Source organism: Geodermatophilus sp. SYSU D00663 (genome assembly GCF_054050655.1).
In genome coordinates this window covers 36,582-54,422 of the sequence record NZ_JBJGZT010000031.1, presented here as the reverse complement: position 1 = coordinate 54,422, position 17,841 = coordinate 36,582, and the positions used below count along the sequence as shown (strand labels likewise).

The window sequence follows — 17,841 nt, the reverse complement described above, 5'->3', positions numbered from 1 at the left end:
GGTTGCCCACGTGTTACTCACCCGTTCGCCACTCATCCCCCCGCAAGCAGGGTTCAGCGTTCGACTTGCATGTGTTAAGCACGCCGCCAGCGTTCGTCCTGAGCCAGGATCAAACTCTCCGTAGATGATCTGATCTGGCCGAGAACCGCGACCTGACAGATCGCGATATCAATCAACCAAAGGAATCCCACCCAGGCGTGAAGCCCGGGACGGGGTATTACTTGGCACTGACTTTCGGCACGCTGTTGAGTTCTCAAGGAGCGGACGCACACCAACTCGACCCTCTCGGGCTTCCTCGGTGGCTGCTTGTTGTCCAACCCTGCGCCCGCCCGGAGTGTTCCCTCGAAGGGTCCTCCGCGCCGGCCCTCCCGGGCCGTGCGGCGCGCAGAGAGAAAGTTACGTGCCTGTCGGGAGCGTGTCAAACCGGCTCGGCCGTGACGCCAGACACCGTTCCGGAACCGGCGTGTCACATGGCGGCAACGCGGCAGGACGTCCTCAGTGCGCGACGCGCTGCACCCCGGCGACGGACCGCTTGCCGCGGCGCAGCACCAGCCAGCCGCCCGGCAACCAGGCCTCCTCGCCCGGGACGGTGTCGGCGTCGGTCACGCGCTCGTTGTTGAGGTACGCGCCGCCCTCCTTCACCGTGCGGCGGGCCTCGGACAGGCTCGAGACGAGGCCCGTCTGCTGGAGCAGCTGCGCGACGGTCGGCGTCCCGCCGTCGACGGTGACGCTGCCGGCCTCCCGCAGGGCGGCACCGAGGGTGTCGGCGCCGAGGGCGGTCAGGTCGTCCCGCCCGAACAGCGCGCGCCCGGCGGCCTCCGCCTGGCGGAGTTCCTCGGGCCCGTGGACGAGCGCGGTCAGCTCCTCGGCCAGGGCGCGCTGTGCCGCACGCGACGCCGGCCGCTCCCGGCTCTCGGCCAGGACCGCCTCGACCTCCTCGGCCGGCCGCTCGGAGAACTGCGGCAGCCAGGTGAGCGCGTCGGCGTCGTCGGCGTTGAGCCAGAACTGGAAGAAGGCGTAGGGCGAGGTGAGCGCGGGGTCGAGCCAGACGGTGCCGCCCTCGCTCTTGCCGAACTTCTGCCCGTCGGACTTGGTGACCAGCACGGTGGACAGGGCGTGCACCGCGGCCCCCTCCACCCGGCGGACCAGGTCGATGCCGGCGGTGAGGTTGCCCCACTGGTCCGAGCCACCGGTCTGCAGCGTGACGCCGTGGCGGCGGAACAGCTGCAGGTAGTCGTGCGCCTGGAGGATCTGGTAGCTGAACTCGGTGTAGCTGATGCCGGCCTCGGAGTTCAGCCGCGCGGACACCGCCTCCTTCGCCAGCATCCGGCCGACCCGGAAGTGCTTGCCGAGGTCGCGGAGGAAGTCGATGGCCGACAGCGGCTCGGTCCAGGTCAGGTTGTCGACGTAGACCGGCGCGGGCAGGCCCTCCTGCTCGGCCGGCCGGTCGAGGAAGGGCGCCAGCTGGCGACGGATGCTGTCCACCCAGCCGGCCACGGTGGAGCGGTCGTTGAGCTGCCGCTCGGCGGTCGGTCGCGGGTCGCCGATCAGCCCGGTGGCGCCGCCGACGAGGACCACGGGGTGGTGGCCGGCGCGCTGCAGCGCCCGCAGCACCATCACCTGGACCAGGTGCCCCACGTGCAGGCTCGGGGCGGTCGGGTCGAAGCCGCAGTAGTAGGTGACCGGTCCCTCGGCGAGGTGGGCGCGCAGGGCGTCCTCGTCGGTGGTCTGGGCGATGAGCCCGCGGCGCTGCAGTTCGTCGAGGACGGAGGAGGTCACGAGGTACCAGTCTGCCCGGCGGCGCGGCGCCGGCGTTGCCCGCCCGGGCGGAAGGCGCTCACCGACGGCGCCCCGGTCTCCCAGAACCGCCACGGCAGCTCGGTCGCCCGGCTGATCCCGACCCGGGGCCCGGCCGAGACGGCGGACGGCGGCTGCCCCGCGTGCAGCCGCACCGGCGAGGCGGGGTCGAGGACGTCGGCACCGCCGTCCTCCGGCCCGATCGCCAGCGCCGCGGTCAGCCGGGCCGGGCCGCGGGCCAGGTCCCGGGGCACGCGGGCGGAGGGACGGCGCAGGGCCGCGACCTGCTCCCCCACCACCACCTCGCCGGCGCGCAGCAGCACCGCCGAGCCGCGGCCGGCGGGACCGACGACGACGTTGGCGCACCAGTGCACGCCGTAGCTGAAGTACACGTACAGCCGCCCGGGCGGGCCGAACATGATCGCCGCGCGAGGGGTGGGGCCGCGGTGCGCGTGCGACGCCGGGTCCTCCCCCTCCCCCGAGTACGCCTCGACCTCGGTGAGCCGGACGGCGACGGTCCCCTCGGGCCGGTCGGTGACCACCCAGCAGCCCAGCAGCGCCGGGGCGACGTCGTCGACCGGCCCGAGCAGCTCCTCCGCCGTCAGCAGGCGGCCTGGCTGGCTCAGAGCGCGGCCGCCACGGGCGAGTCGGCCGACCAGCGACCGTGGGCGGCGACGACGTCCTTGAGCGCGGCCAGCTGGGCGGCGACCCGCTCGGGCGCCGTCCCGCCGCGGGTGTCCCGGGCGGCGAGCGCGCCGCGCACCGACAGCACCTCCCGGACGGCGGGGGTGAGCCGCTCGTCGATGCCGGCGAGCTGGTCGTCGTCGAGCTGGTCGAGCTCCCGGCCCGCGGCCTCGCAGACGGCGACCATCTCGCCGGAGATCTCGTGCGCCGACCGGAACGGCACGCCCTTCTTGACCAGCCACTCGGCGACGTCGGTGGCCAGCGCGAAGCCCTGCGGCGCGGCGGCCTCGAGCACCTCCGGGCGCAGGGTGAGCGTGGCGACCATGCCGGTGACCGCGGGCAGCAGGAGCAGCAGCTGCTCGAGGGAGTCGAAGACCGGCTCCTTGTCCTCCTGCAGGTCACGGTCGTAGGCCAGCGGCAGCCCCTTGAGCGTGGTGAGCAGGCCGGTGAGGTTGCCGACGAACCGGCCGGACTTGCCGCGCGCGAGCTCGGCGATGTCCGGGTTCTTCTTCTGCGGCATGATCGACGACCCGGTCGCCCAGGCGTCGTCGAGGCGGGCCCAGCCGAACTCGGTCGACGTCCAGAGCACGACCTCCTCCCCCAGCCGGGACAGGTGGACGCCGACCATCGCGGCGGCGAAGCAGAACTCGGCGGCGAAGTCGCGGTCGCTGACCGCGTCGATCGAGTTCTCCGCGGCCCGGTCGAAGCCGAGCTCGGCGGCGACGGCGTCGGGGTCCAGCGGCAGCGAGGACCCGGCCAGCGCGCCCGAGCCCAGCGGGCTGACGGCGGCGCGGCGGTCCCAGTCGAGCAACCGGTCGACGTCGCGGGCGAAGGCGTGCGCGTGGGCCAGCAGCTGGTGGCTGATCAGCACCGGCTGGGCGTGCTGCAGGTGGGTCATGCCGGGCGCGGGCACCTCGAGGTACCGCTCGGCCAGCCCCGTCAGGGCGTACTCCAGCGACGCCAGCTCACCGACCAGCGCGCGCACGTTGTGCCGCAGGTACAGCCGCAGGTCGGTGGCGACCTGGTCGTTGCGGGACCGGCCGGCGCGCAGCTTGCCCCCGAGGGTGCCGAGCTTGGCGATCAGGCCGCGCTCGAGCGCCTCGTGCACGTCCTCGTCGGCCTCGACCGGCGCGAAGGTGCCCGCGGCGACCTCGGCCGACAGCTCGGTGAGCGCGCCGACCATCTGCCCGAGCTCGTCGTCGGTGAGCAGGCCGGCGCGGTGCAGCACCCGCGCGTGGGCGCGGGAGCCGGCGAGGTCGTAGGGGGCCAGCCGCCAGTCGACGTCGGTGGACTTCGACAGCGCCGCCATGGCCGGCGACGGCCCGCCGCCGAAGCGGCCGCCCCAGAGCCGGGTCTGCGAGGCGGGGGCGGTCGGGTCGGTCACGGGGCTGATCCTCCAGCGGGGTCGTCGGTCTCGTCGGTCAGGTGGGGCGGCTCGCCGGGTGCGCGGCCGGCCAGCGACCGCAGGCGCCGGGCGAGCGCCGCGCCGCCGTCGGGGTCGCGCGAGACGACGAGCAGCGTGTCGTCGCCGGCGATGGTGCCCAGGACGTCGGGCAGGCCCACCTTGTCCAGCGCCGAGGCGAGGAACTGCGCGGCGCCGGGCGGGGTGCGCAGCACCGCGAGGTTGGCGCTGCCGTCGGCGCTGGTGAGCAGGTCCCCGAGCAGCCGCGTGAGGCGGGCGGGGGCGGCCTGCGCGGGGCGCAGCGGGGCGTTCTCCGGCGGCAGCACGTAGGACGCCGGGGCGCCGTCGGAGCCGCGCAGCTTGACCGCGCCGAGCTCCTCCAGGTCGCGGGAGAGCGTGGCCTGGGTGACCTCGACGCCGGACTCGGCCAGCAGCGCGGCGAGCTGGGTCTGCGAGGTCACCGGCCGGGCGGCGATGAGCTCGGCGATGCGGGCCTGCCGCGCCGAGCGGGTCAGCGCCCCGGTCACGTGGATCGCTCCAGCAACCACGTGAGGAGGGCCTTCTGCGCGTGCAGCCGGTTCTCCGCCTCGTCCCAGACGACGCTCTGCGGGCCGTCGATGACGTCGGCGGCGATCTCCTTGCCGCGGTAGGCGGGCAGGCAGTGCAGCACGAGGGCGTCGTCGGCGGCGCGGGCCAGCGCGGCGTCGTCGACGGCGTAGGGCAGGAACGGCGCGACCCGGGTGTCGTACTCGTCCTCCTGGCCCATCGACACCCAGGTGTCGGTGGCGAGGACGTCGGCGCCGTCGGCGGCGGCCGCGGCGTCGGCGGTCCACTGGACCGAGCCGCCGGTCTCGGCGGCGATCTCCGCCGCCCTCTTCAGCACGTCGGGCGCCGGCTGGTACTCCTCCGGCGAGCCGATGCGCACGTGCATGCCGGCGGTCGCGCCGCCGAGGAGGTACGAGTGGGCCATGTTGTTGGCGCCGTCGCCGAGGTAGGTCAGCGACCGGCCGGCCAGCGAGCCCTTGTGCTCGGCCACCGTCTGCAGGTCGGCCAGGATCTGGCACGGGTGGAAGTCGTCGGTGAGCGCGTTGACCACCGGCACCCGGCTGGTGGCGGCCATGGTCTCGAGCCGGTCCTGGCCGAAGGTGCGCCACACGATCGCGGCGACCTGCCGGTCGAGCACGCGGGTGGTGTCCTCCACCGGCTCGCCGCGGCCGAGCTGGCTGGACCCGGCGTCGATCACCAGCGGGTACCCGCCGAGCTCGGCGACGCCGACCGAGAACGACACCCGGGTGCGGGTGGAGGGCTTGTCGAACAGCACGGCCACCGCCCGCGGCACGCCGTTCGCCGCGCGCAGCGGGGTGGGCGCGGCGTCGGTGTGCCGGGTGCGCTTGAGCTCGGCGGCCAGCGCGAGGACCTCGGCCTGCTCGCCGGGGGTGAGGTCGTCGTCGCGGGTGAGGTGCCGGGTCACGAGTCGGTCTCCTGCAGGGCGGTGTCGAGGGCGGCCGGCAGCGCGGCGACGAAGGCGTCGACCTGGCCGTCGGTGAGGACCAGGGAGGGCGCCAGGCGCAGCACGCCGGGGGCGACGGCGTTGGTGAGGAAGCCGGCCTCGCGCAGCGCGGCCTCCAGCGCGCCGGCGACCGGGGCGGTGAGGACGACGCCGAGCAGCGCACCCCTCCCCCGCACCTCGGAGACGCCGGGGTGCCCGAGGCCCTCGATGCCGGCGGTGAACCGGTGCTCGAGCTCCTTGGCGCGCTCGAGCAGGCCCTCGTCCCGCATCGTGTCGAGGACGGCGAGCGCGGCGGCGCAGGCGATCGGGTTGCCGCCGAACGTGGAGCCGTGCGAGCCGGCGGTCATGAGCTCCGCGGCGTCGCCGAAGGCGAGCGTGGCGCCGATGGGCAGGCCGCCGCCGAGTGCCTTGGCCATGGTGACCAGGTCGGGCTGCAGGCCGTCTGCCTGGTGGGCGAACCAGTGGCCGGTGCGGCCGGTGCCGGTCTGCACCTCGTCGACGGCGAACAGCGCGCCGGCGTCCGCGGCGGTGCGGGCGGCGGCGGCGAGGTAGCCCGGCGGCGGGGGCTGCACGCCGCCCTCGCCGAGCAGCGGCTCGAGCAGCACCATCGCGGTCCGGTCGCCGACCGCCCCGGCCAGCGCGTCGGCGTCGCCGTAGGGCACGTACCGGACGCCGCCGGGCAGCGGGGCGAACGCGGCGGCCTTGGACGGCTGGCCGGTGAGCGCGAGCGCGCCCATCGTGCGGCCGTGGAAGGCGCCCTCGGCGGTGACCACCTCGGGCCGCCCGGTGAGCCGGCTGATCTTGAAGGCGGCCTCGTTGGCCTCGGCGCCGGAGTTGCAGAAGAACACCCGTCCTGGCCGGCCGGCCAGCTCCAGCAGCCGCTCGGCGAGCGTGACGCCGGGCTCGTGCATCGCCAGGTTGGAGACGTGCCCGAGGGTCTGCGCCTGCCGGGTGATCGCCTCGACCACCCTCGGGTGGGCGTGGCCGAGGATCGTCGTCGCGATGCCGCCGAGCAGGTCGGTGTACTCGCGGCCGTCGACGTCCCAGACGGTCGCGCCCTCGCCGCGCGCGAGCGCGACCGGCGGGGTGCGGTAGTTGCCCATCATCACCGCCGACCAGCGGGTGGCCAGCTCCTCCGTGTGGGTCATGCCGGCTCCTCTCCGCTCAGTGAGTGGGCGGGGACGACCATCGTCCCGGTGCCCTCGGTGGTGAACATCTCCAGCAGCAGGGCGTGCGGGGTCCGGCCGTCGACGACGGTCGCCCGCTTCACCCCGCCCTCGACCGCCCGCAGGCAGGCGGCCATCTTCGGGATCATCCCGGCGTCCAGCGTCGGGAGGATCTCGGCGAGCTCGGCGGCGTCGATCTGCTGCACCAGCGAGTCGCGGTCGGGCCAGTCGGCGTAGAGGCCCTCGACGTCGGTGAGGACGACGAGCTTCACCGCGCCGAGCGCCACGGCGAGCGCGGCGGCGGCGGTGTCGGCGTTGACGTTGTGCACCACGCCGTCGCGGTCGGGCGCGACCGTGGCGACCACCGGGATCTTCCCGGACTGCAGCAGCGCGGTGACCGGCGTCGGGTCGACGGCGACGACGTCCCCGACCCGGCCGACGTCGACCGGCTGCCCGTCGACGAGCGCCCGGGTGCGCTCGGCGGTGAACAGGCCGCCGTCCTCGCCGGACAGGCCGACCGCCAGCGGGCCGTGCTGGTTGACCAGCCCGACCACCTCGGGGGTGACCTGGCCGGTGAGCACCATGCGGACCACCTCGACGGTCTCGTCGGTGGTCACCCGCAGGCCGCCGCGGAACTCGCTCTCGATGCCGAGCCGGCCGAGCATCTCGGTGATCTGCGGGCCGCCGCCGTGGACGACGACGGGCAGGATGCCGCAGGTCCGCAGGAACACCATGTCCTCGGCGAAGGCCCGGCGGCACTCCTCGTCGACCATCGCGTGGCCGCCGTACTTGATCACCACGACGTTGCCGTGGAACTCCCGCAGCCACGGCAGCGCGCCGGTGAGGACGGCGACCTTGCGGGCGTCGCCCTCCGGGTCGTAGGTGCGCATGACCCGGGTGGTGCCGATCCGCCGGCGCGGCGGGGGCGCCTCGTCGACCCGGACGTCGGGCGGGGTGGGGTCCTCGTGGGTGTTCTCGTGGGTGTTCTCGTGGGTGCTCACGTCGAGTAGGCCGAGTTCTCGTGCACGTAGGCGAGGGACAGGTCGTTGGTCCAGATCGTGGCCTGCTCGGTGCCGGCGCCCAGGTCGACGTCGATGGTGATGGCCCGGCCGGTGAGGTCGACGCCCTCGCGCGGGTCGCCGATCGCGCCGCCCCGGCAGACGGTGACACCGTTGATCGTGACGTCGACCCGGTCGGGCTCGAAGGCGGCGTCGGTGGTGCCGATCGCCGCCAGGACCCGGCCCCAGTTGGGGTCGTTGCCGAACAGCGCCGTCTTGAGCAGGTTGTTGCGGGCGCAGGCGCGGCCGGCGGTGAGCGCGTCCTCGACGGTCGCCGCGTTGCGGACGGTGATCGCGATGTCCTTGGTCGAGCCCTCGGCGTCGGCGAGCAGCTGCATGGCGAGGTCGGTGGCCGCGGCGGTGAGCGCCTCGGCGACCTCCTCCGCACCCGGGCCGACCCCGCTGGCGCCGTTGGCCATCGCCACGACGGTGTCGTTGGTGGACAGGCAGCCGTCGGAGTCGACCCGCTCGAAGCTGACAGCGGTGGCGGCCTTCAGCGCCTCCTGCAGCACGGCCGGGTCGACGGCGGCGTCGGTGGTGAGGACGACGAGCATCGTGGCCAGGCTCGGCGCGAGCATGCCGGCGCCCTTGGCCATCCCGCCGACTGACCAGCCGTCCCGCTCGACGACCGTCGTCTTGGGCACCGAGTCGGTGGTCATGATCGCCCGGGCGGCGTCGGGACCGCCCTCGGCCGACAGCGCCTTCGCCGCGTCGGTGACCCCGGGCAGCAGCCTGTCCATCGGCAGCCGGACGCCGATCAGCCCGGTGGAGGCGACCGCGACGTCGATGGCGCCCAGCCCCAGCTGCTCGGCGGTGTGCTCGGCGGTGGCGTGGGTGTCCTGGAAGCCCTCGGGGCCGGTGCAGGCGTTGGCGCCGCCGGAGTTGAGGACCACCGCGCGCAGCCGGCCGGTGGCCAGCACCTGGCGGCTCCACTGCACCGGCGCGGCCGGGAAGCGGTTGGTGGTGAAGACGGCGGCGGCGTCGTCCCGCGGCCCGTCGTTGACGACCAGCGCGACGTCGGCCGCGCCGGTGCTCTTCAGCCCGGCCGCGACGCCGGCGGCCCGGAAGCCCTGGGGTGCGGTGACGCTCACGGGGCCACCCCCACCAGCGGCAGGCCCGCGGTCTCGGGCAGCCCGAGGGCGACGTTGGCGCTCTGGATCGCGCCGCCCGCGGTGCCCTTGGTGAGGTTGTCGACCGCGGCGACGACGACCAGCCGGCCGGCGTCCGGGTCGACCGCGACCTGCACCGCGACGGTGTTGGCGCCGAGCACCTGCGCCGTCGTCGGCCACCGGCCCTCGGGGAGCAGGTGCACGAACGGCTCGTCGGCGTAGGCCTTCTGGTAGGCGGCCCGCGCGGCGTCGGCGTCGATCCCGGGCCGCAGCGGCGCCGAGCAGGTGGCGAGGATGCCCCGGCTCATCGGCACCAGGGTCGGGGTGAAGCTGATCCGCACCGGGCCCCCGGCGGCCGCGCCGAGGGTCTGCGCCATCTCCGGGGTGTGCCGGTGCACGCCGCCGACGCCGTAGGCGCTGACCGAGCCCATCACCTCGCTGCCGAGCAGGTGCGGCTTGGCCGCCTTGCCCGCGCCGGAGGTGCCCGAGGCGGCGACCACGACGACGTCCGGCTCGACCAGCCCGGCGGCCAGCGCCGGGGCCATGGCGAGGGTGACCGAGGTCGGGTAGCAGCCGGGCACCGCGATCCGCCGCGCGCCGGCCAGCCGCTCCCGCTGGCCGGGCAGCTCCGGCAGGCCGTAGGGCCACGTCCCCGGGTGCGGCGTGCCGGCGTCGCCGCCGTACCAGCGGGCCCAGGCGGCCGGGTCCTGCAGCCGGTGGTCGGCGCCGCAGTCGACGACCAGGGTGTCCGGGGACAGCTGCGCGGCGATCGCGGCCGATTCCCCGTGCGGGAGCGCGAGGACGACGACGTCGTAGCCGGCGAGGTCCTCGGGCGCGCTCGGCCGGACCTCGAGGTCGGCGAAGGGCAGCAGGTGCGGCTGCAGCTCACCCAGGCGTCGGCCGGCGCTGCTGTTCGCGTGCACCCCGGCCAGGCGGAGGTGCGGGTGCCCGGCCAGCAGCCGGCATACCTCTCCCCCCGCGTACCCGGTGGCGCCGGTGACCCCGACCGTCCACGTCTGCCCTGTGTTCACGATGCATGACCATACAGGCCCGTGCATGACCTTTCATGGCCGGGTCCGCGCGTGCCCTCGCGCACGCTCGTGCTCTGCCCAGGGAGGTGTGCAGAGCACGGAGGGAGGGGACGCCCCGGGGTCCTGCGCGCAGTCGTGCTCCGCCCACAGGGGTGGGCAGAGCACGAACGTCCGGCGCGGGAGGTGCCGGCTCCGGCCTCCGTGCTCTGCCCCCGGAGGCGGGGCAGAGCACGACCGCGCCCGGACGAGGGCGGTCAGGCCAGCGGGTCGCCGTCGCCGTACGGGAGCAGCCGCAGCTTCCGCGCGTCGTCGGCCGGCTCCGTGGCGCGCAGCGTGTCGAGGTCGTCGACCCCGGCGCGGAAGAACCGCCCCGACCACTGGTCCAGCTCCCCGGCGGCGATGGCCACCACCAGGTTGACGACGTCCTCGGGACGGGTCCAGTCGGTGCGGCCCTCGTGCATCGGCATGGCGCGGGTCATCGCGGTGTCGACGACGCCCGGCGCCAGGTCGAACGCCCGCACGCCGTGCGCGGCACCGGCCAGGTCGATCGACTCGGTGATGCGCATCTGCGCGGTCTTGCCCGCCGAGTAGGCGCTGTAGTGCGGGTTGGCGCGGGTGCTGATCCCGCTGGCCAGGTCGACCACCCGGCCGCCGCCGACGGCGACCATCCCGGGCAGGACCGCGCGGGCGACGAGGAACGGCCCGCGCACCTGGCTCTCCACGACCTCCCACCACTGGTCGGGGTCGGCCTCCCACAGCGGCACCTCGGCGGCGTCGATCAGGCCGGCGTTGTTCACCAGCAGCCCGATCGGCCCGAGCTCGCGGACCACCTCCGCGACGGCGGCGTCGACGGCGGCGCGGTCGGTGACGTCGGCGGGCAGCGCGAGGGTGCGGGCACCGGTGGCGGCGGCGACCTCGGCCATCGCCGTCCGCAGCCGCTCCGCGCCGCGGGCGACGCCGGCGACGGCGGCCCCGCGGGCGGCCAGCCCCTCGGCCAGGTGCCGGCCGATGCCCGCCGACGCCCCGGTGACGAGTGCGACCAGGCCGGTGAGGTCCGCCATCAGTCGCCGCTGCGCAGGGTGATCCCCTGCAGCTCGACGACGGCGACGATGCCCTCGCGCACCCGGGCGACGTCCTCGGCGGTCAGCGTGCGGTCCGGCGCGCGCAGCACCAGGGAGTACGCCAGCGACCGCGACCCGGCCGGGACCGGCGGACCGGAGTACACGTCGAACAGGCGGACCGCCTCGAACAGCTCCCCCGCACCCCCGCGGACCAGCGACTCGACGTGCGCGGCGGTGATCTCGTCGGGCACGACGAAGGCCAGGTCGAGGAAGACCGGCGGGAACGTCGAGATGCGCGGCCCCACCGGGACGGGCGCCGGCGGGAACGCGTCGACGTCGAGCTCCATCACCGAGGTGCGGGCCGGCAGGTCGAGGGCGGCGCACACCCGCGGGTGCAGCTCACCGGCGTACCCGACCACCCGGTCGTCCACGACCAGCTCCGCGCAGCGCCCCGGGTGCCAGGGGGCCTGCTCGCCGGGGCGGACGAACAGCTCCACGCCCGCGGCGGCGGCCACCAGCCGGGCGGCCTGGACGGCGTCGGCCCAGCCCGCGGCCCGGCCCGGGCCCCACCAGCCGCGCGGCTCGCGCTGCCCGGTCAGCGCCACGGCGACGTGCCAGGGCTGGTCGGGCACCGCGCCGAGCAGGGCGGCGAGGGTGTCGTCGTCGGGCCGGCGGTCGACGCCGGGCAGCGGCGCGGGGGTGCGCCGGTCGCCCGGGAAGACCGCGCCGTGCTCGAACAGGGCGACGTCGCGGCGGCCGCGGGAGAGGTTGCGGGCCAGCGTCGCGAGCAGGCCGGGCAGCAGCGTGGTGCGCAGCGCCGGCTCCTCCTCCGACAGCGGGTTGCGCACGAGCACGACCCGGCGGCGCGGGTCGTCGTCGGCGAGGCCGAGGGCGTCCAGCGCCGGGGCGCCGACGAACGGGTAGGACGGCGCCTCGACGTAGCCGGCCTCGGCCAGCGCGCGGCCCACCGTGCGACGGCGGCGTTGGGTCTCGGTGAGCCCGCGCCCGGGCGGGGCGGTGGGCAGCACCGAGGGGACGTCGTCGTAGCCGGCCAGCCGGACGACCTCCTCGACCAGGTCGGCCGGGTCGGTGAGGTCCGGGCGCCACGACGGCGGCGTGACGGTCAGCGAGCCGCCGTCGGCCTCCACCGCGCAGCCGACCGCGCCGAGCAGCTCGACCACCTGGGCGGGCGAGTAGGGCACGCCGGAGACCCGGCCGGGCCTCGCGGCGTCCAGCGCGATCGACGGGCGGGGGGCGCGGGTGTCGACGTCGACCAGCGCGCCGACGACGCGGGCGCCGCCGTGCTCGGCGAGCAGCTCCGCGGCGCGGGCGAGCGCGGCGACGGTCATCTCCGGGTCGACGCCGCGCTCGAAGCGGCGGGCGGCCTCGCTGGGCAGCCGGTGCCGGCGGGCGGTGCGCGCGACGCCGGTGGGCTCCCAGTGCGCCGCCTCGAGCAGCACGTTCGTGGTGCCGTCGCCGATCTCGGTCGAGGCGCCGCCCATCACCGCGGCCAGCCCGATCGGGCCGGTGTCGTCGGTGATGAGCAGGTCGTCGCCGGACAGCGCCCGGTCGGCGCCGTCGAGGGTGGTCAGCCGCTCGCCCTCGCGGGCCCGGCGGACGACGATCGGGCCGGTCACGGCGTCCCGGTCGAAGGCGTGCATCGGCTGGCCGAGCTCGAGCATCACGTAGTTGGTGACGTCGACGGCCAGGGAGATCGAACGGACGCCCGACTGGGCCAGCCGGCGGCGCATCCACCAGGGGCTGGGCCGGGTCGGGTCCAGGCCCTCGAGCGCGACCATGGAGAACCGGTCGCAGCGGTCGGCGTCGGCGACGGTCACCTCCCACGCCGGCTCGCCGGACCAGGCGGCCGGCGCCGCCGCGCCCGGGTCGCGCCACGGCACGCCCAGGCCGGTGCCCACCTCGCGGGCGATCCCGCGCATGGACAGGCAGTAGCCGCGGTCGGGGGTCACGTTGAGCTCGATGACGACGTCGTCGAGGCCCACGACGGGGCGGGCGTCGGCGCCGGGCTCGAAGCCCTCGCCCAGCACCAGGATCCCGGCGTGGTCCTCGCCGATGCCGAGCTCGCGGACCGAGCAGATCATCCCGTCGGAGACGTGGTCGTAGGTCTTCCGCGCGGCGATCTCGAACCCGCCGGGCAGCACGGCGCCGGGCAGCGCGACGACGACGCTGTCCCCCGCGACGAAGTTGCTCGCCCCGCAGACGATCCCGCGCGGGGCGCCCTCGCCGACGTCGACCTGGCACCACCGGATGGGCTTCTTGAAGCCGGTGAGCTCCTCGATCTCCAGCACCCGGCCGACCACGAGCGGGCCGGTGACCTCGGCCGGGGTGTGGACCTCCTCGACCTCCAGGCCCAGCCGGACGAAGGCGGCGTCGAGATCCTCGACGGGAGTCCCGGCGGGGACGTCGACGTACTCGGCCAGCCAGCCGACGGGGACCCGCATCTACAGCTCCACTCCGAACGCACTCGTGAACCGGACGTCGCCCTCGACGATGTCGCGCATGTCGCCGACGCCCGAGCGGAACTGCAGCGCCCGCTCGATGCCGACGCCGAAGGCGAAGCCGCTGTACTCCTCGGGGTCGACGCCGCAGGCGACGAGCACCCGCGGGTTGACCATCCCGCAGCCGCCCCACTCGACCCAGCGCGGGCCGTCGCGGTGCTCGGGGAACCAGACGTCGAACTCGGCCGAGGGCTCGGTGAACGGGAAGTACGACGGCCGCCAGCGGGTGACCGCCTCGGGGCCGAACAGCGCCCGCGCGAGGTGGTCGAGGGTGCCGCGCAGGTGCGCCATCGTCAGCCCGCGGTCGACGGCCAGGCCCTCGACCTGGTGGAAGACCGGGGTGTGCGTCGCGTCGAGCTCGTCGGTGCGGTAGACCCGCCCGGGCGCGACGACGTACACCGGCGGCGTCCGGGACAGCAGCGTGCGGGCCTGCACCGGGCTGGTGTGCGTGCGCAGCACCAGGCCGGAGTCCTCGGGGGCGACGAAGAGGGTGTCCATCATCGTGCGCGCCGGGTGGTCGCGGCCGATGTTGAGCGCGTCGAAGTTGAACCACTCGGCCTCGAGCTCGGGGCCGTCGGCCACCTCGTAGCCCATGCCGACGAACACGTCGGCGATCCGCTCCTGCAGCGTGGTCAGCGGGTGGCGGGCGCCGCGCGGGGTGCGGTCCCAGGGCAGGGTGACGTCGACCCGCTCCTCGGCCAGCGCCCGGGCGTCGCGCTCGGCCTCCAGCTCGGCCCTCCGCGTCTCGTACGCCTCGGTGACGGCGACCCGCGCCGCGTTCACCCGCTTGCCGGCGTCGGCGCGGGCGGCCGGCGGCAGCGCGCCGAGCTCGCGGCGGGCCAGCGGCACGGGCGCGCGGTCGCCGAGGTGGGCCGGGCGCACGGCGGCCAGCGCCTCGAGGTCGCCCGCTCCCGCGAAGGCCTCCCGCGCCGCTGCGACGGCGGCGTCGAGGGCCTCGGCGGACAGGGCCGCGACCTGCTTCGGGTCGTAGGGGTCGTTGGCGCCGGACACGGGAGGCCATTCTGCCCGGCGGCCCCGGGACGTCGCTGCCGGGTTTGCCGCGACCGCCCGACGGCCGCTCGTGCCCGCCGCCACCCCGCCCGGGATCGGCGGTCCCGTGGCCACCGGGCGCGGACGGCCACGGGATCGCCGGTCCCGGTGCCGGCGGGAGGACGGGGGCCGGCGGCTGCCAGGATCGGCGGGACGGCGGGACGATGACGCGGAGGCGCACCGGATGGCGATGGTGCTGGCGCTGGCCTCGGCCGTCGTCTACGGGATGGCCGACTTCTGCGGGGGGATCGCCAGCCGCCGGGCCGCCGCGGCCGCCGTCGTCGCGCTGTCGCAGGCGGCCGGGCTGGTCGCCGTCGTGCTGCTGCTCCCCTGGCTCGGCGGCAGCCCCACGCCGGCCGACCTGGGCTGGGGCGCGGCCGCCGGTGTCGCCGGCGGGGCCGGGCTGCTGCTGTTCTACCGCTCGCTGGCCACCGGGGTGATGAGCGTGGTGGCCCCGGTGACGGCGGTGGCGGCCGCGGCGCTGCCGGTGGTCGGCGGCCTGCTGCTCGGCGAGCGGCTCGGCGTCCTGGCCGCGATCGGCATCCTGCTCGCGCTGGTCGCGGTGGTGCTCGTGGCGGCCGAGGGCGGGCTGTCCTCGCTGCGCGCCGCGCGGCTGGGCACCGTCGCGCCGGCGCTGGCCGCCGGCGCCGGTTTCGGGCTGTTCTTCGTGCTGCTGGACCGCACCGGCGGGGACTCGGGCCTGAGCCCCCTGCTGGCCGCCCGTGTCGTGTCGGTGCTGCTGATCGGCGGGCTCGCGCTGGCGTCGGGCCGCTCGCTGCTCGTGTCCCGCGGGGTGCTGCCGGTGGTGGTGCTCGCCGGCGTCGGCGACATGACGGCCAACGCGCTGTTCCTCGTCGCCACCCAGGTCGGCGAGCAGCTGGCGATCACCGGGGTGCTGGCGTCGCTGTACCCGGCGAGCACGGTCGTGCTGGCGCAGGTCGTGCTGCGCGAGCGGCTGGCCGGGGCGCAGCGCGCCGGGCTGGCCGTCGCGGCGGCCGCCGTCGTCCTCATCGCGCTGCCCGCCTGACCCTCCCGGGGGAACCGGGCGGACCGACGGGTGTCGCCCCGGGGGTCCGCTGCCGACAACCGGGACGTGACCCGCCCCCACGAGGCACCGGCGCCCTCCGGATCCGACCCCGTCCTCGCCGACGCCCTGCGCGGCGTGCGCAGCGTCTTCCAGCCCATCGTCGAGATCGACACCGGGCGGGTCGTCGCCTACGAGGCCCTCGCGCGCGGCCCGGTCGGCCCGCTGAAGCGGCCCGACGCGCTGTTCGCCGCGGCCCGCGGCGCCGGCCGGCTCGCGGAGCTGGACGAGGCCTGCCGCGCGGCCGCCTTCCGCGGCGCCGTCGACGGCGGGCTCGTGGCGCCGCTGACCGTCTTCGTCAACGTCGAGCCCGAGGTGCTCGACACCGCACCGCTGGCCGACCTCGTCGCCATCGCCGAGGGCGCGCCCGGCGACCTGCGGGTGGTCATGGAGATCACCGAGCGGGCGATCGCGGCCCGGCCGGCCGAGCTGCTGCGCACCGTCGAGCGGGTCCGGGAACTGGGCTGGGCCATCGCCGTCGACGACGTCGGCGCCGAGTCGATGTCGCTGGCGTTCCTGCCGCTGCTGTGCCCCGACGTCGTCAAGCTCGACCTGCGCCTGGTGCAGGAGCGCCCGGGCCCGGCGATCGCCGAGATCGTGAACGCGGTCAACGCCTACGCCGAGCGCAGCGGCGCCGTGGTGCTCGCCGAGGGCATCGAGACCGCCGGGCACCTGGCCTACGCCCGCGGGCTGGGCGCCACCCTCGGCCAGGGCTGGCACCTCGGCCGCCCCGGCCCGGGCGCCGCCCCGGGGTTGCCGGTCGGCGAGCTGGTGCTGCCCGGCGCCGGCCGGCCCACCGGCGCGGTCGGCGCGGTCTCCCCCTTCGCCTGCCTGCCCGACGACGTCCCGCTGCGCCGCGCGCCCAAGGCCCTGCTCATCGAGCTGTCCAAGCAGCTGGAGCGGGAGGCCATGCGCCTGGGCGAGACCTGCGTGGTGGCCGCGACCTTCCAGGAGGCGCGCCACTTCACCGTCGCCACGACCCAGCGCTACCGCGACCTGGCCGAGCGCACCGGCTTCGTCTGCGCGCTGGGCGAGGACCTGCCGGTGGAGCCGCTGCCGGGCGTGCGCGGCGCGCACCTCGCCGACGACGACCCGGTGCGCGGCGAGTGGGACGTCGCCGTCCTGTCCCCGCACTTCAGCGCCGCGCTGCTGGCCCGCGACCTCGGCGACGACGGGCCCGACCTGGAGCGCACGTTCGAGTACGCGCTGACCTACGAGCGCACGACGGTGTCCCGCGCGGCGTCGTCGCTGCTGTCCCGGGTGGCCCCGCGCGCCGGCGGCACCGTGCCCGCGGCGGCCGTCGCGCCCCGGCCGGCGGTGGTGGCGAGCCCGGCGGCCGCCGGCCTGGCGGTGGGCACCACGCAGGCGGAGGCGCTGCTGCGGCGGGCGCTGGAGGCCACGCCGAGCGGGGTGACCGTCGTCGACGTGCGGCTGCCCGACCAGCCGATCGTCTACGCCAACGAGGCCTTCCGGCAGCTGGCCGGCCTGTCCTCGGACGAGATCCTCGGCCGCAACTGCCGGCTGCTGCAGCACCCCGACACCGACCCGGGCGCGGTCGCCCGCGTCCGCGCGGCGGTCGACGCCGGGCAGCCGTGCCGGGAGACGCTGCTCAACGTCCGCGGCCCCGGGCGGACGCCGTGGTGGAACGAGCTGCACCTCGCGCCGGTGCACGACGCCGACGGCACCGTCGTCCAGTACATCGGCGTGCAGGTGGACGTCACCGCGCGCGTGGAGGCGGAACGGGCCCTCGTCCGCGAGCGCGACCGGACGTCGGCCGCGCTGGCCCGCATCCAGGAACTGGCCTACACCGACCCGCTGACCGGGCTGCCCAACCGGCGCCGGCTGGAGGAGCAGGTGGAGGCCGCGATCTGGGAGGCCCGCGCCCGCGGCGACGCGCTCGGCCTGCTGTTCGTCGACCTCGACGGGTTCAAGGCGGTCAACGACCGGCTCGGCCACGCCGCCGGCGACGAGCTGCTGCAGGTGGTCGCCCGCCGGCTGCGCGAGCGCGTCCGCCGCCGCGACCTGCTGGCCCGCCTCGGCGGCGACGAGTTCCTCGTCGCGCTGCCGGACCTGCGGCCGGAGACGGCGCCGGAGGAGGCGCGGCGGGTCGCCGACGAGCTCACCGCCTCGATCCGCCGGCCGGTGCCGCTGCACGGCACCGAGGTGCACGTGGACGCGAGCATCGGGGTCAGCGTCTGCCCCGCCGACGGCGTCGCGTTCGCCGACCTGCTGCACCGCGCCGACCTGCGCATGTACGACCGCAAGGCGGTCACCCGCGGCGCCGCCACCCGGGCCGCCACCGCGCGGGCCGCCGCGGGCGCCGCGCCGGTGCCGCGGCGGGAGCCGGCCCTGCCGTAGGGATGTGCCCGG

14 protein-coding genes and 1 rRNA gene are annotated in these 17,841 nt (G+C 76.2%); 2 read left to right on the top strand and 13 right to left on the bottom strand.

Going from position 1 to position 17,841, the window contains the following annotated elements:
• The 13 genes from ACI79Z_RS20095 to pheS all read right to left on the bottom strand — a co-directional run.
• A 16S ribosomal RNA gene (locus ACI79Z_RS20095) occupies window positions 1-125 on the bottom strand; the annotation flags it as partial.
• A gap of 370 nt (window positions 126-495) precedes the next feature.
• Window positions 496-1,779, bottom strand: coding sequence for a tyrosine--tRNA ligase (tyrS, locus tag ACI79Z_RS20090; protein WP_456903613.1), 1,284 nt, complete (start codon window positions 1,777-1,779; stop codon window positions 496-498).
• A complete protein-coding gene (locus ACI79Z_RS20085) occupies window positions 1,776-2,402 on the bottom strand; it encodes a DNA-3-methyladenine glycosylase (RefSeq protein WP_387987093.1) in 627 nt (208 codons plus the stop codon). Before ACI79Z_RS20085 ends, tyrS begins: the two co-directional genes overlap by 4 nt.
• Window positions 2,403-2,419: 17 nt before the next feature.
• Window positions 2,420-3,865: an argininosuccinate lyase gene (gene argH, locus ACI79Z_RS20080; RefSeq protein WP_456903612.1), complete on the bottom strand. Its 1,446-nt coding sequence runs from the start codon at window positions 3,863-3,865 to the stop codon at window positions 2,420-2,422.
• Entirely contained in the window at window positions 3,862-4,410 is a 549-nt protein-coding gene (locus ACI79Z_RS20075; protein WP_387987082.1) for an arginine repressor, read from the bottom strand. Before ACI79Z_RS20075 ends, argH begins: the two co-directional genes overlap by 4 nt.
• Entirely contained in the window at window positions 4,407-5,354 is a 948-nt protein-coding gene (gene argF / locus ACI79Z_RS20070; protein WP_387987079.1) for an ornithine carbamoyltransferase, read from the bottom strand. Before argF ends, ACI79Z_RS20075 begins: the two co-directional genes overlap by 4 nt.
• A complete protein-coding gene (locus tag ACI79Z_RS20065; RefSeq protein ID WP_456903611.1) occupies window positions 5,351-6,541 on the bottom strand; it encodes an acetylornithine transaminase in 1,191 nt (396 codons plus the stop codon). The genes argF and ACI79Z_RS20065 overlap by 4 nt, the downstream gene beginning before the upstream one ends.
• Window positions 6,538-7,560 (bottom strand): acetylglutamate kinase, encoded by a 1,023-nt coding sequence (argB, locus tag ACI79Z_RS20060; protein ID WP_456903610.1) that lies wholly within the window; start codon window positions 7,558-7,560, stop codon window positions 6,538-6,540. The genes ACI79Z_RS20065 and argB overlap by 4 nt, the downstream gene beginning before the upstream one ends.
• Window positions 7,557-8,708 (bottom strand): bifunctional glutamate N-acetyltransferase/amino-acid acetyltransferase ArgJ, encoded by a 1,152-nt coding sequence (argJ, locus tag ACI79Z_RS20055; RefSeq protein WP_456903609.1) that lies wholly within the window; start codon window positions 8,706-8,708, stop codon window positions 7,557-7,559. Before argJ ends, argB begins: the two co-directional genes overlap by 4 nt.
• The gene (argC, locus tag ACI79Z_RS20050; RefSeq protein WP_456903608.1) at window positions 8,705-9,757 is read right to left on the bottom strand and encodes an N-acetyl-gamma-glutamyl-phosphate reductase; all 1,053 of its coding nucleotides are present in this window, start codon (window positions 9,755-9,757) and stop codon (window positions 8,705-8,707) included. The genes argJ and argC overlap by 4 nt, the downstream gene beginning before the upstream one ends.
• Window positions 9,758-10,011: 254 nt before the next feature.
• Window positions 10,012-10,818, bottom strand: coding sequence for an SDR family NAD(P)-dependent oxidoreductase (locus ACI79Z_RS20045; RefSeq protein ID WP_456903607.1), 807 nt, complete (start codon window positions 10,816-10,818; stop codon window positions 10,012-10,014).
• Window positions 10,818-13,280 carry a phenylalanine--tRNA ligase subunit beta gene (gene pheT / locus ACI79Z_RS20040; protein WP_456903606.1) on the bottom strand — a complete coding sequence of 821 codons (2,463 nt, stop codon included), beginning with the start codon at window positions 13,278-13,280 and terminating at the stop codon, window positions 10,818-10,820. Before pheT ends, ACI79Z_RS20045 begins: the two co-directional genes overlap by 1 nt.
• Window positions 13,281-14,348 carry a phenylalanine--tRNA ligase subunit alpha gene (pheS, locus tag ACI79Z_RS20035; RefSeq protein ID WP_387987060.1) on the bottom strand — a complete coding sequence of 356 codons (1,068 nt, stop codon included), beginning with the start codon at window positions 14,346-14,348 and terminating at the stop codon, window positions 13,281-13,283. It lies immediately after the preceding gene.
• Between the two features lie 223 nt (window positions 14,349-14,571).
• On the opposite strand from pheS, the gene ACI79Z_RS20030 reads away from it, so the two are divergent.
• Both ACI79Z_RS20030 and ACI79Z_RS20025 read left to right on the top strand, forming a co-directional pair.
• A complete protein-coding gene (locus tag ACI79Z_RS20030) occupies window positions 14,572-15,414 on the top strand; it encodes an EamA family transporter (RefSeq protein WP_456903605.1) in 843 nt (280 codons plus the stop codon).
• A gap of 66 nt (window positions 15,415-15,480) precedes the next feature.
• Window positions 15,481-17,829 (top strand): diguanylate cyclase domain-containing protein, encoded by a 2,349-nt coding sequence (locus ACI79Z_RS20025; RefSeq protein ID WP_456903604.1) that lies wholly within the window; start codon window positions 15,481-15,483, stop codon window positions 17,827-17,829.
• Window positions 17,830-17,841: the final 12 nt, after the last annotated feature.

Excerpts from the sequence above, each read along its gene's own strand:
- ACI79Z_RS20030 (WP_456903605.1), top strand. The coding sequence starts at position 14,572 with ATGGCGATGGTGCTGGCGCTGGCCTCGGCCGTCGTCTACGGGATGGCC.
- ACI79Z_RS20045 (WP_456903607.1), bottom strand. The coding sequence starts at position 10,818 with ATGGCGGACCTCACCGGCCTGGTCGCACTCGTCACCGGGGCGTCGGCG.
- pheT (WP_456903606.1), bottom strand. The coding sequence starts at position 13,280 with ATGCGGGTCCCCGTCGGCTGGCTGGCCGAGTACGTCGACGTCCCCGCC.
- ACI79Z_RS20065 (WP_456903611.1), bottom strand. The coding sequence starts at position 6,541 with ATGACCCACACGGAGGAGCTGGCCACCCGCTGGTCGGCGGTGATGATG.